Below are 11,948 nucleotides of genomic sequence, written 5' to 3'. Positions count from 1 at the left end.
TATATCAACGTTTAAACAGGCTATTTATGCCATAAATACGGCACTTATGGCTCTTTATTCGGCGCTTGAGTTAGTATTTAATTCATCACATGAATAAATCAGAACAGTTAGCCAATGACCCGCCTCTGCGTGCCGTGCGCACTTTCGAAGCCTTTGCGCGCCATGGCGGGGTGAATGCCGCCGCGCGCGAGCTGGAAGTTTCCGCCTCGGCCATCAGCCATCAACTGCACTTGCTGGAAGATTTCCTGCAGCAGCCGCTGACCTTGCGCCAAGGGCGCAACCTGGTGCTCACCGATGAAGGCCGCGAGTACTACCGCGCGATTCGCTCGGCGTTTGCCGTGCTGCGCAGTGCTACCGAACATGTGCGCGAAAAAAGCGCCACGCGCCAGGTGACCATCAGCCTGATCCCACTGTTTGGCATCAACCTGTTTATTCCACGCCTGGCACATTTCCTGAAGGATCACCCGGCGCTGGACATCAACGTGACCTACGCCAACCACCGCAGCTACCCCAGCGACGCAGCCGACCTGTCGATCCGCTTCGGCACCGGGCACTGGCCGGGCTATCACAGCGAACCGCTGATCTCCGGCGCGGTAACGCCCTATTGCAGCCGCGCCTTCCTGGCACAGCACGGGCCCATCGACACGCCCGAGGCCTTGAGCCAGCTGCCGCTGCTGCACGACGAAGAACGCGGCACCTGGGGCCAATGGTTCGAGGCCGCCGGGGTGGATGCCACCGCGTTGAACGGCCTGCTACTGGAAGATGGCCAACTGGCGCTCACTGCCACCCTCACCGGCCTCGGCTGCGCATTACTCCGCGAGCCTTTGGTGGCGCCATTGGTGGCCAGTGGCGAATTGGTGAAACTGTTTGAGCTGGAGGTGAATGATGGCCGCCAGTATTACCTGTGCCGCCGGGCCAACAGCGAGCTGTCCAGCGAGGGCAATGATTTGTATGACTGGATCAAGCGCAGCTTGATTGCAGCCTGAGCCGTTGATTAATCCCCCACAAACCGGCGCTCGGCTGCTATTGTGCCGCGCTTTGAAAAACCGCCGAACCTGCGAGGAAATGCCTGTTGAACACTGACGAAAAAATGACCGGGGACCTGTTCGAGGTGGATAAGCGCCTGTCACTCAAACCCGTGGTGGACTTCAACAGCTACCTGCGCACCGCCTTCGGCGACGGCCCGTGCACCTGCATCCGCTGCACCGCCAGCGGTGGCGATGAAACCGGCTACGCGTTCCAGCACTGCTTTACCTTCGACGGCAAACCCACCCAACGCCGCTTCGCCACCACGGCGGGCAGTGATGTGTTGCAGGTGTTGAAGAAGGCGTGGCTGTCGTACACCAAGGCCGAGTTGCCACTGAGCGGTGTGCTGGCGTTGGATACGGTGAAGGAATTTGTCGAGCCGCAATTGCACAAGCGGTTGGCGCCGTTGTTCCTGGCCAGTGGGTTGGTCAAGGATGTGGATGGTAACTTTCAGATTCAACCGCAGGACTAAACATATGGGAGCTGGCTTGCCTGCGATGGCGGACTGTCAGTCTACATAGACTTGGCTGACCCACCGCTATCGCAGGCAAGCCAGCTCCCACATTGACCGAGTACACATTGGATTTGCGGTGCTCTTAAATGCCCGCCAGCACCGCCGGGTCGCCCGAGCGCCAGACGTTATCCACGGTCACGCGCTGGATCAACCACACGTCGTCCTCGCGCACCAACTCAACGTCATAGCGGTTCTTCATCAGGTAATGCCGCGACGGATCGCTTTGCGGTACGTGCTGCGCTTCCACCAACGCATCCAGGCGCGCGTTATCGCCGTCGAGGGTGACCCGTGCGTTAGTCACCGGATACGGCGCGAATGTTGGCTGCGGACAAAGGTCGTCAGCAAGCGCAGGACTATTGTGGGAGCTGGCTTGCCTGCTCCCACATTTGATCGCTTTGTTCTGAGGCATGTATTTGAATCCAAACAAAACGGCACCTGAGTGCCGTTTTGTTTTAACCAACTCGATTACTTACGCGCCGCCTCCCACTGCTTAAGCAGATCGCCATACGCCACGGTCTCACCTTTCGGCTTCTCATTCGCCAGTTTCGGCTTCGGCGCACCCGGCTGGTCGAACCAGTATTGCGCGTCACGCTCGGGGTTCATTTTCGGGCCGCACACCGGCTGTACCTTGGAGCGTTCCAGGCGCGTCATGATCGCGTCTTGATCCTTGGCCAAGCCGTCGAGAGCCTCTTGCGCGGTTTTCTCGCCACTGGCGGCTTGTGAAACATGAGTCCACCACAACTGCGCCAGCCGTGGGTAGTCCGGCACGTTGGTGCCGGTCGGTGACCACTCGGTGCGGGCCGGGCTGCGGTAGAACTCCACCAGGCCACCGAGCTTCGGCGCCATGTCGGTCATGGCCTGGGAGTTGATGTCGGACTCACGAATCGGCGTCAGGCCGACGATGGTTTTCTTCAGCGACACGGTTTTCGAGGTCACGAACTGGGCGTAGAGCCACGCCGCGAGTTTCTGCTTCTCCGGGGTGGATTTGAGGAAGGTCCAGGAGCCTACGTCCTGATAGCCCTTCTTCATGCCCTTCTCCCAGTACGGTCCGACAGGCGACGGCGCCATGCGCCATTTCGGCGTGCCGTCGGCATTCACCACCGGCAGCCCCGGCTTGACCATGTCGGCGGTAAACGCGGTGTACCAGAAGATCTGCTGGGCGATATTGCCCTGTGACGGCACCGGGCCGGACTCGGAGAAGGTCATGCCCGCCGCTTCCGGTGGCGCGTAAGCCTTCATCCAGTCCACGTATTTTTGCGTGGCGAACACAGCCGCCGGGCCGTTGGTGTCGCCGCCCCGGGTGACGCTGGAACCCACCGGGTGGCAGTCCTCGACACGAATGCCCCACTCGTCCACTGGCAAGCCGTTGGGCAAACCTTTGTCGCCACCACCGGCCATGGAGAACCACGCGTCGGTGAAGCGCCAGCCGAGGGACGGGTCTTTCTTGCCGTAGTCCATATGCCCGTAAACGCGCTTGCCGTCGATTTCCTTGACGTCTTCGCTGAAGAATTTGGCGATGTCTTCGTAGGCCGACCAGTTGACCGGAACGCCGAGGTCATAGCCGTACTTTTCCTTGAACTTGGCTTTCAGGTCCGCGCGTTCGAACCAGTCGGCGCGAAACCAATAGAGGTTGGCGAATTGCTGGTCGGGCAGTTGGTAGATCTTGCCGTCGGGTGCCGTGGTGAAGGAGATGCCGATAAAGTCCTTGATATCCAGGGTTGGCGAGGTGAAATCCTTGCCTTCGTTGGCCATCAGGTCGGTGATGGATTCGGTCTTGCCATAGCGAAAGTGCGTACCGATCAAGTCGGAATCGTTGACCCAGCCGTCATAGATATTCTTGTCGGACTGCATCTGGGTTTGCAGTTTCTCCACCACGTCGCCTTCCTGCAGCAGGTCGTGGGTCAGCTTGATCCCGGTGATTTCGCTGAAGGCCTTGGCCAGCACCTTGGATTCGTACTCGTGGGTGGTGAGGGTTTCCGACACCACGTTGATCTTCATCCCACGGAACGGTTCCGACGCCTTGATAAACCACTTCAACTCTTCGAGCTGCTGCTCGGCCGTGAGCGTTGATGGCTTGAACTCGCTGCCGATCCATTTTTTCGCGGCATCTTCGTACGCATCGGCCCAGGCCGTGGCGCTCAAACCGCTGAGGGCCAAGACAGCGGCCAATGAAATGCTATGTCGCAGCTTATTGTTTTTATCGAACATAGAGACCTCCTGGTTGTTTATTCATAAGGGCACTAGCCCCAACGCATCACGCTCAACAGCCACACCAGGGACAGCGCAGTCGCCGCCCAGATGCTCCAGCCGGTGACGCCGATTACCAGCAAATGCAGGTAGGCGCTGCCGAGAAGACCGATAAACAAACGATCACCACGGGTGGTGCTGATCGGCAAAAAACCGCGCCGGGGAATACTCGGCGAACGCAGTTCCCAGGTGGTCATGCCCGCCAGAATCAGCGCGATGCCACCGAAGAACAGTGCGGTTGGGGTGGTCCAGGCCATCCATTCCATCATCGACTCCTCAGACCCGACCGAGGGCAAAGCCCTTGGCCACGTGGTTGCGAACAAACCAGATCACCAGCATGCCCGGCAGGATGGTCAACACCCCCGCCGCTGCCAGTACGCCCCAATCGATCCCCGACGCCGAGACCGTGCGGGTCATCACCGCCGCGATGGGCTTGGCGTTGACCGAGGTCAGGGTGCGCGCCAGCAGCAGCTCGACCCAGGAAAACATAAAGCAGAAAAACGCGGTGACGCCGATGCCGGAGCCGATCAGCGGGATAAAGATCTTGACGAAAAACTTCGGAAACGAGTAGCCGTCGATGTAGGCGGTTTCGTCAATTTCCTTGGGCACACCGGACATGAAGCCTTCCAGGATCCACACCGCCAACGGCACGTTGAACAGGCAATGGGCGAGGGCCACGGCGATGTGGGTATCGAACAAGCCGATGGACGAATACAGCTGGAAGAACGGCAGCAAAAACACCGCCGGCGGCGCCATGCGGTTGGTCAGCAGCCAGAAGAACAGGTGCTTGTCACCGAGGAAACGGTAGCGCGAAAACGCGTAGGCCGCCGGCAACGCCACGCTCAGGGAAATTACCGTGTTCAGGCTGACGTAGTACAGCGAGTTGAGGTAACCGGTGTACCAGCTCGGGTCGGTAAAGATCACCTTGTAGTTCGCCAGGGTGAAGTCCTGCGGAAACAGCGTCAGCCCGCCGAGGATTTCGGTGTTGCTCTTGAAGGACATGTTCAGCAGCCAGTAGATCGGCACCAGCAGGAACAGGATGTAGATCAGCAGGGGGATCACTTTCTTCATAAACGTAAGACGCTTGCTCATGTTGGCGGCCTCAGCGGTTGGCGTCGGAATGGGTCATGGCGGTGTAGAACAGCCAGGACACCAACAGGATGATGAGGAAGTACACCAGGGAAAACGCGGCGGCCGGGCCCAGGTCGAATTGACCTACAGCCATTTGGGTGAGCGTCTGGCTGAGGAAGGTGGTGGCGTTGCCCGGCCCGCCGCCGGTGAGGACGAAAGGTTCGGTGTAGATCATGAAGCTGTCCATGAAACGCAGCATCACTGCGATCAACAGCACGCTTTTCATCTTCGGCAACTGGATATGTCGGAACACTGCCCAGGCCGATGCGCGATCGATCCGCGCCGCCTGGTAGTACACATCCGGGATGGCCCGTAGTCCCGAGTAACACAGCAGCGCAACCAGTGAGGTCCAATGCCATACGTCCATAATCAGTACGGTGACCCAGGCATCCGCCGTGTTGGCCGCATAGTTGTAGCTGATGCCCAGGGCGTTGAGGCTGTAACCCAACAAACCGATATCGGCGCGGCCGAAGATCTGCCAGATAGTGCCCACCACGTTCCACGGAATCAGCAGCGGAATGGCCAGGATTATCAGCACCAACGATGACCAGCGGCCCTTGGTTGGCATGGTCAGGGCGATGGCGATGCCCAGGGGGATTTCGATCAGCAGCACACAGGCCGAATAGATGAACTGGCGCAGCAATGAGTCATGCAGGCGCGGGTCGAGCAGTACCTGTTTGTACCAGTCGGCACCGACGAAGTAGCGGCTGGACTGGTCGAAAATGTCCTGCACCGAGTAGTTGACCACCGTCATCATCGGGATCACGGCGCTGAACGCCACCAGCAGGAACACCGGTAAAACCAGCCACCAGGCCTTGTTGTTCTGCACCTTGTTCATGGCTGCCCCTCCAGCAGGTAATCGTCGGCGTAGACCATCAGCCACTGCGCGGGAAAGCTGATGGAAGCCTTGCCTTCCGGCACCGGTTTGTCTTCGGCCAGGCGGACTTTCAACAGCGTGCCGTCGAGGTTGAGGGTCATGATCTTGTAGGTACCGAGATCTTCCAGATGAGTGATATCGGCTTGCAGGGCGTCAGGGTTGTACTCGTCCCACACATGGATAAATTCCGGGCGGATGCCGACCTGCAATTTCTTGTAGGACGTGTCGCTAATGCGCTGCGCAATCGCCTCGGACAACGGCAGATGAGTGCCAGCAAACCGCACCCCGCCCGCCTCGGCCTGCACCTCGATCAGATTCATCCCAGGGCTGCCGATGAAATAGCCGACAAACGTGTGGCTGGGCCGCTCGAACAACTCGCGGGGCGTGCCGAACTGCACGATCTGCCCGCCGTACATCACCGCGATCTTGTCGGCGAAGGTGGAGGCTTCCAACTGGTCATGGGTGACGTAGACCATGGTGATATTGAACTGCTCGTGGATCTGCTTGAGCTTGCGCCGCAGTTTCCACTTGAGGTGCGGGTCGATCACCGTCAGCGGTTCATCGAAGAGGATCGCCGACACATCGTCACGCACCAGGCCACGGCCCATGGAGACTTTCTGTTTTTCGTCGGCGGTGAGGTTGCGGGCCTTCTTCGACAGCAGGTTTTGCAGGTCGAGGACTTCGGCAATTTCCTGCACCTTGCTGTGGATTTTCGCCTCCGCCATGCCTTGGTTGCGCAACGGGAAGGCCAGGTTGTCGAACACTGTCATGGTGTCGTACACCACCGGGAACTGGAACACCTGGGCGATGTTGCGTTTTTCCGGGGTGAGGTCGTTGACCACCTTGCTGTCGAACAGCACCTGGCCTTCGGACGGGCTGAGCAGGCCGGATATGATATTGAGCAGGGTCGATTTGCCACAGCCGGAAGGCCCAAGCAAGGCGTAGGCACCGCCCTGCTCCCACACATGGTTCATTGCCCGAATCGCGTAGTCCTCAGGACCACTCGGCGTAGGGCTGTAGCTGTGCGCCAGGTTCTGCAAACGGATCTCGGCCATCAGGCAACCCTCGCAACACGGCGCCCGGGGGCCTGGACCAGACGGCCCTGGCTATCGAACACAAACAGTTTATGGGTGGGGATATACACGCGGATCGGCGCGTCGACGTCGTACTCATGCACCCCCGGCAGGTGCAGCACCAGTAGGAAATGTTCGCTGCGCACATGCAGGAAGGTTTCCGAACCGCTGATCTCGGCGACTTCCACGGTCACCGCCAGTTCCAGGTCGTCGTCGTTGCTGGGCACCAGGCTGATGTGGCTGGGGCGCACACCGAAGCGGAATTCCCCTTCGCCGATGGGGCGCAAATCGACGTTGAGCGGAAAGTGCACGAAATTGGCGAAGCTCACTTCGTTGCCACTGATGCGCCCCGGCATCAGGTTGATCGGCGGCTCGGAAAACAACTCGGCGGCGAGCACACTCTGCGGCTGGTGATAGACCTCGGCGGCCTTGCCGCTCTGGATCACCCGACCCTCGTGAAGGATGGTGGTGGTGCCACCCAGTGCCAGGGCTTCATTCGGTTCGGTGGTGGCGTAGATGGCGATGGTGTGGCGCGCCTTGAACAGCTCGCGCATTTCCTGACGCAGCTCTTCGCGCAGTTTGTAGTCCAGGTTCACCAGCGGCTCATCGAACAGGATCAGCTCGGCATCCTTGACCAGCGCACGGGCCATGGCCGTGCGTTGCTGCTGGCCGCCAGACAGCTCCAGCGGATGACGCTGCAGGAACTTCTCGATGCGCAACATTCTGGCGGTTTCGAGCACTTTGCTCTGGATCACCTCGTTGGCCACACCGGCCTGGCGCAAGGGCGAGGCGATGTTTTCGAAGACGGTCATGGTCGGGTAGTTGATGAACTGCTGATACACCATCGACACGTTGCGCAAGCGCACCGGTTTGTGGGTGACATCTACGCCGTTCATCAGGATGCGGCCGCTGTCGGGCTTGTCCAGGCCGGCCATCAGGCGCATCAGGCTGGTCTTGCCGGACAGCGTGCGGCCCAGTAGTACGTTAAAGGAGCCGGGCTCGAAACGCAGGATGGCGTCGTCGATCCAGGTTTGGCCTTCGACGACGCGGGAGACATGTTCCAGGGTCAATGACATGACACGACCTTTTTATTATTGGAATGAATCTGGCCATTCGTCAGAGCGAGTTTCGTGCCAAAACTGCAAGTGCTTGATGTGTGAGGAATTAGCTTGAACGGCATGTTCAGGAGTGAACAATCCGGGTGAACAACTGAACAGTCCGGGGGTTGACAATGAACAGTTCTGAACAACACTCTCCTGGCTATCGACACAGGCAACATGTGGCAGCGGGCTTGTGTGGGAGCGGGCTTGCTCGCGAATCCGGCAGATCAGCCAACTCATCTGGTGACTGACACTCCACATTCGCGAGCAAGCCCGCTCCCACAGGTTGATTCGGTTCCAAGTGAACGAAATTGCAAGACCCCATAACAATAAAAATGAAGGTCACCCCATGGCCGAACCCTTGGCTCACGACACCCTTATCCAGGAATCCTGGCGCCGTTGCCGCGCGTTTGGCCTGGACCATCAAAGCGCCCCCAGCTTCGACCAACTGCCCGCCGAGGGCATCAGCCAACTCCTGGAAAGCCAGCATTCCCTGGTGCAGACCACCCACCAGGAAGTGCTGCCCTACTACGAAAACATCCTGAGCAATTCCAACTGCCTAATCATGTTGGCTGACAACCAGGGCCAGGTGCTGACGTCGTGGGGCACCCAGCGCTTCATCGAGCCGAAGCTGGCCCGTGGCTTCAACCCCGGCGCCAGTTGGCGCGAGCGCTCCAGCGGCACCAATGCCATCGGCACCGCGCTGGCCTGTGCCCAGGCGGTGCATATCGAGCATGACGAACACTTCCTCAAGGCCAACCGCTTCATGACCGGGTCGGCGGCGCCGATCTTCGATGCGCAGCGCGAGATCATTGCTGTGCTGGACGTATCCAGCGACAGCTACCTGCCGCCCTCCCACACCCTGGGCATGGTCAAGATGATGAGCCAGACCGTGGAAAACCGGCTGATCCTCAACCTGTTTCGCGGCGAGCATTTCCAGCTGACCTTCAACACCGGCCTGAACAACCTGGACAGCCAATGGGCCGGCCTGCTGATCTTCGACGACAGCGGCCAGGTGCTGTCGGCCAACCGCCGCGCGGACAACCTGCTGGGTATCAGTCTGTCGCGGGTGATGATCGACAGTTTGTTCAAGGTGTCGCTGCTGGAGCTGTTGAACCAGCCGGAGGGACTGCCGTTTGCGTTGCAGGCGGCGGGACGCAATCGGTTTCAGTGCCTGTTGAAACGGCCTAAACAAATGCCGGTGCAAGCGCGAGTATTCACACAACCCACGCCGCCAAAGCCGACGTCGATTGGGCTGAAGACCTTACACTTCGGCGACGCCCGCGTGGAAAAAGCCGTGCGCCAAGCCGAGCGCCTGCTGGAGAAAGACATCCCGCTGCTGATCCACGGCGAAACCGGGGTGGGCAAAGAGGTGTTCGTCAAAGCCCTGCACCAGGCCAGTTCCCGCAGCCAGCAGGCATTTATCGCGGTCAACTGTGCGGCGATTCCTGCGGAGCTGGTGGAATCAGAACTGTTCGGCTACGAAAAAGGCGCGTTCACCGGCGCCAATCAGAAAGGCAGCATTGGCCTGATCCGCAAGGCCGACAAGGGCACGCTGTTCCTCGATGAAATCGGCGATATGCCGCTGCCGACCCAGGCACGTTTACTGCGGGTCTTGCAGGAACGTTGCGTGCAGCCTGTCGGCAGCAGTGAATTGTTCCCGGTGGATTTGCGCATCATCTCCGCCACCAACCGCGCCCTGCGAGAGTGGGTGCAGGCCGGGCGGTTTCGTGAGGATTTGTATTATCGCATCGGCGGCCTGACCCTGGAGCTGCCGCCCTTGCGCGAACGCACCGACAAGCAGGCGTTGTTCCAGCAACTGTGGCAGCAGCACCGCGAGCCGACCCAATGGGCCGGGCTGAGCGCCGAGGTGCTGGCATTGTTTGAGCAGCACCCGTGGCCGGGGAATTTGCGCCAGGTGAGCAGCGTGATGCAGGTGGCGCTGGCGATGGCCGAGGAGCAGCCAATCCGAGCGGAGCACTTGCCGGATGATTTTTTTGTGGATCTGCACCTACCCGCACCACGGCCAGCCGACGAGTCCCTGGATGACAGCATCGACTTGAACCAACGTTTGAAGGCGCTCGGCGGGAATATTTCCCACCTGGCGCGGGAACTGGGCGTCAGCCGCAACACCCTGTACAAGCGCCTGCGCCAGAACGAGCGCTAGCGCGGCTTGACCACCACCAGCAGGTCGGTGAAGTACTCCACCTGGATCGGCAGGTTGTCCGCCAGCGCCGCGAGCGCTGCCGCCGTGTCATCCAGCTTGAACACCCCGGACACCCGCAGGTTGCGCAGGGCCTGGGGATCGAAGCGCACCATGCCGTGGCGGTAGCTGGCCAGGGTTTGCAGGACGTCGCTGAGGGGCTGGTCGTTGACCTTGAGCAGGCCACGGGTCCAGGCGTCCGGGTCGGCGCTGCCGGTGGCTTGCGCGGGTTGGGCGCGGCCGTGATCGAGGATCGCACGCTGGCCGGCCGTGACCTTGACCTCGTCACTGGTATCACCTTTGACGGCCACGGTGGACTCGATCACCGTCACCACGGTCGTGCCGCCTGCTGCGCGCTTGACCAGATAACGGGTGCCCAGGGCGGTCGCCGTGCCTTGGTCGGTGCGCACCACAAACGGCCGTTGTGCATCCTTGGCCACCTCTACCCACAACTCGCCCTGCAGCAGTTCGATCAACCGTTGCTGGCCATCGAACTTCACGTCCACCGCCGAGTTGCTGTTGAGCTGTAGCTGACTGCCGTCTTCGAGGGCGATCTGGCGGCGTTCGCCGACGCCGGTGCGTTGGTCGGCCATCCACAACGGCAGGTGTTGCAGACCGAACCAACCGCAGAGCACCAGGCCGAGCACACCGACCGCCTCGGCGCCACGCGAGCGTTGCGGCGCGAACGCGCGGTTGAGGGCACGGCGTGCAGGCTGGGCGGGCAACGTCTCCAGGCTGCCCCACAGGCCGCGCATGCGCTCGATGGCGACGGCATGCCGTGGGTCGGCGTCGCACCAGGTGTGGAAGGCTTCGCGGTCCGCATCGGTGACATCTTCGTCGTGCAGGCGTGTCAGCCAATTCGCTGCTTGTTGGATGATTTGTTCGGAATTCATGACAGCGGATCGGCCCCGTGCAGGCTGTGGTAGCAGTGCACCAAAGCGCTGGAGATGTAGTTTTTCACCGTGCTGGAGGACACCTCCAGGCGCGTGGCGATCTCGCTGTAGGTCAGCCCATCGAGACGGCTCAACAGGAAGGCCTCGCGGGCCTTGGCGGGCAAGCCGGCGAGCATCTCAGCGATACGTTCCAGGGCTTGCAGCGCTACATGGATCGCGGCCGGGTCGGGCATGCCGGCGTCTGCGCACTGGATCACCAGGGCTTCCATGTAGGCTTTTTCGATACGCCGGCGGCGTGCGCCATCGATCAGCAAGCGCCCGGCGGTAGTCGCGAGAAAGGCCCGGGGTTCCTTGATGTTTTGCGGCTCGGCGAGCATCAGCACGCGGATGAACGCGTCGTGGGCCAGGTCGGCGGCGTATTGCGAACAGCCCAGTTTTTTGCGCAGCCAGTTGTGCAACCAGCCGTGGTGCTCGCTGTACATTGCCGCAAGGATCTGCTGACGGGTTGCATCGTTCAGCACGGCCGGAATGTCATGCATGCGCAAAAACTTCTCAAATGGGAAATATTACCAATTGCGCGAACAATGCCAGTAAAACGGAGTGGGAGCAAGAACCGCTGGGCAACACACATCACTGTGGGAGCTGGCTTGCCTGCGATGGCGGTGGGTCAGTTGCAGCTATGTTGGCTGACAGACCGCCTTCGCGGGCAAGCCCGCTCCCACAGGGGATTGGGGATGGCTCGCGGGATCAGGCTCACACAGCTCAACTGTGGGAGCTGGCTTGCCTGCGATGGCAGTGGGTCAGCTGCATATGTGTTGGCTGACTGGACGCCTTCGCGGGCAAGCCCGCTCCCACAGGGGATTGGGGATGGCTCGCGGGATCAT

At 60.5% G+C, this 11,948-nt stretch carries 12 protein-coding genes; 3 read left to right on the top strand and 9 right to left on the bottom strand.

Annotation, left to right across the window (positions count from 1 at the left end):
- The first annotated feature begins 89 nt into the window (after positions 1 to 89).
- Positions 90 to 986: a LysR substrate-binding domain-containing protein gene (locus NUV89_RS00365; RefSeq protein WP_257779848.1), complete on the top strand. Its 897-nt coding sequence runs from the start codon at positions 90 to 92 to the stop codon at positions 984 to 986.
- 86 nt (positions 987 to 1,072) lie between these two features.
- The gene (locus tag NUV89_RS00360) at positions 1,073 to 1,498 is read left to right on the top strand and encodes a hypothetical protein (RefSeq protein WP_257779847.1); all 426 of its coding nucleotides are present in this window, start codon (positions 1,073 to 1,075) and stop codon (positions 1,496 to 1,498) included.
- A gap of 124 nt (positions 1,499 to 1,622) precedes the next feature.
- Here the strand turns inward: NUV89_RS00360 and NUV89_RS00355 are convergent, their stop codons facing one another.
- The 7 genes from NUV89_RS00355 to NUV89_RS00325 all read right to left on the bottom strand — a co-directional run bounded on the left by NUV89_RS00355 (position 1,623) and on the right by NUV89_RS00325 (position 7,944).
- Positions 1,623 to 1,841: a nuclear transport factor 2 family protein gene (locus NUV89_RS00355; protein WP_257779846.1), complete on the bottom strand. Its 219-nt coding sequence runs from the start codon at positions 1,839 to 1,841 to the stop codon at positions 1,623 to 1,625.
- A 164-nt stretch (positions 1,842 to 2,005) separates the two neighbouring features.
- Complete coding sequence (locus tag NUV89_RS00350) at positions 2,006 to 3,748, bottom strand: ABC transporter substrate-binding protein (protein WP_257779845.1); 1,743 nt, start codon at positions 3,746 to 3,748, stop codon at positions 2,006 to 2,008.
- Positions 3,749 to 3,780: 32 nt separating this feature from the next.
- Entirely contained in the window at positions 3,781 to 4,053 is a 273-nt protein-coding gene (locus tag NUV89_RS00345; RefSeq protein ID WP_017735080.1) for a DUF2160 domain-containing protein, read from the bottom strand.
- A 10-nt stretch (positions 4,054 to 4,063) separates the two neighbouring features.
- The gene (locus NUV89_RS00340) at positions 4,064 to 4,858 is read right to left on the bottom strand and encodes a carbohydrate ABC transporter permease (protein WP_200846343.1); all 795 of its coding nucleotides are present in this window, start codon (positions 4,856 to 4,858) and stop codon (positions 4,064 to 4,066) included.
- Between the two features lie 31 nt (positions 4,859 to 4,889).
- Positions 4,890 to 5,756 carry a carbohydrate ABC transporter permease gene (locus NUV89_RS00335; RefSeq protein WP_257779844.1) on the bottom strand — a complete coding sequence of 289 codons (867 nt, stop codon included), beginning with the start codon at positions 5,754 to 5,756 and terminating at the stop codon, positions 4,890 to 4,892.
- Positions 5,753 to 6,850: an ABC transporter ATP-binding protein gene (locus tag NUV89_RS00330; protein WP_257779843.1), complete on the bottom strand. Its 1,098-nt coding sequence runs from the start codon at positions 6,848 to 6,850 to the stop codon at positions 5,753 to 5,755. Before NUV89_RS00330 ends, NUV89_RS00335 begins: the two co-directional genes overlap by 4 nt.
- Positions 6,850 to 7,944: an ABC transporter ATP-binding protein gene (locus NUV89_RS00325; protein WP_257779842.1), complete on the bottom strand. Its 1,095-nt coding sequence runs from the start codon at positions 7,942 to 7,944 to the stop codon at positions 6,850 to 6,852. Before NUV89_RS00325 ends, NUV89_RS00330 begins: the two co-directional genes overlap by 1 nt.
- Positions 7,945 to 8,317: 373 nt before the next feature.
- Here NUV89_RS00325 and NUV89_RS00320 point away from each other — a divergent pair, with 373 nt between their 5' ends.
- Positions 8,318 to 10,135, top strand: coding sequence for a sigma-54-dependent Fis family transcriptional regulator (locus tag NUV89_RS00320; protein WP_257779841.1), 1,818 nt, complete (start codon positions 8,318 to 8,320; stop codon positions 10,133 to 10,135).
- Here NUV89_RS00320 and NUV89_RS00315 read toward each other — a convergent pair.
- Together NUV89_RS00315 and NUV89_RS00310 are read right to left on the bottom strand one after the other, a co-directional pair.
- Positions 10,132 to 11,064, bottom strand: a complete 933-nt coding sequence (locus NUV89_RS00315) for a FecR family protein (RefSeq protein ID WP_257779840.1) — start codon at positions 11,062 to 11,064, stop codon at positions 10,132 to 10,134. The two genes, NUV89_RS00320 and NUV89_RS00315, sit on opposite strands and share 4 nt — an antisense overlap.
- Positions 11,061 to 11,603 carry a sigma-70 family RNA polymerase sigma factor gene (locus tag NUV89_RS00310; RefSeq protein ID WP_257779839.1) on the bottom strand — a complete coding sequence of 181 codons (543 nt, stop codon included), beginning with the start codon at positions 11,601 to 11,603 and terminating at the stop codon, positions 11,061 to 11,063. The genes NUV89_RS00315 and NUV89_RS00310 overlap by 4 nt, the downstream gene beginning before the upstream one ends.
- Positions 11,604 to 11,948 lie beyond the last annotated feature (345 nt).

It is taken from the genome of Pseudomonas sp. 18.1.10 (assembly GCF_024655625.1).
Lineage (GTDB): Bacteria > Pseudomonadota > Gammaproteobacteria > Pseudomonadales > Pseudomonadaceae > Aquipseudomonas.
The sequence above is the reverse complement of the archived record's forward strand: the minus strand, read 5'-3'. Positions and strand labels throughout refer to the sequence as shown.

What these genes read in the sequence shown, in the direction of transcription:
- NUV89_RS00365 (WP_257779848.1), top strand. Translation starts at nt 90, where the DNA reads ATGAATAAATCAGAACAGTTAGCCAATGACCCGCCTCTGCGTGCCGTG.
- NUV89_RS00350 (WP_257779845.1), bottom strand. Translation starts at nt 3,748, where the DNA reads ATGTTCGATAAAAACAATAAGCTGCGACATAGCATTTCATTGGCCGCT.
- NUV89_RS00345 (WP_017735080.1), bottom strand. Translation starts at nt 4,053, where the DNA reads ATGGAATGGATGGCCTGGACCACCCCAACCGCACTGTTCTTCGGTGGC.
- NUV89_RS00340 (WP_200846343.1), bottom strand. Translation starts at nt 4,858, where the DNA reads ATGAAGAAAGTGATCCCCCTGCTGATCTACATCCTGTTCCTGCTGGTG.
- NUV89_RS00335 (WP_257779844.1), bottom strand. Translation starts at nt 5,756, where the DNA reads ATGAACAAGGTGCAGAACAACAAGGCCTGGTGGCTGGTTTTACCGGTG.
- NUV89_RS00330 (WP_257779843.1), bottom strand. Translation starts at nt 6,850, where the DNA reads ATGGCCGAGATCCGTTTGCAGAACCTGGCGCACAGCTACAGCCCTACG.
- NUV89_RS00325 (WP_257779842.1), bottom strand. Translation starts at nt 7,944, where the DNA reads ATGTCATTGACCCTGGAACATGTCTCCCGCGTCGTCGAAGGCCAAACC.
- NUV89_RS00320 (WP_257779841.1), top strand. Translation starts at nt 8,318, where the DNA reads ATGGCCGAACCCTTGGCTCACGACACCCTTATCCAGGAATCCTGGCGC.
- NUV89_RS00315 (WP_257779840.1), bottom strand. Translation starts at nt 11,064, where the DNA reads ATGAATTCCGAACAAATCATCCAACAAGCAGCGAATTGGCTGACACGC.
- NUV89_RS00310 (WP_257779839.1), bottom strand. Translation starts at nt 11,603, where the DNA reads ATGCATGACATTCCGGCCGTGCTGAACGATGCAACCCGTCAGCAGATC.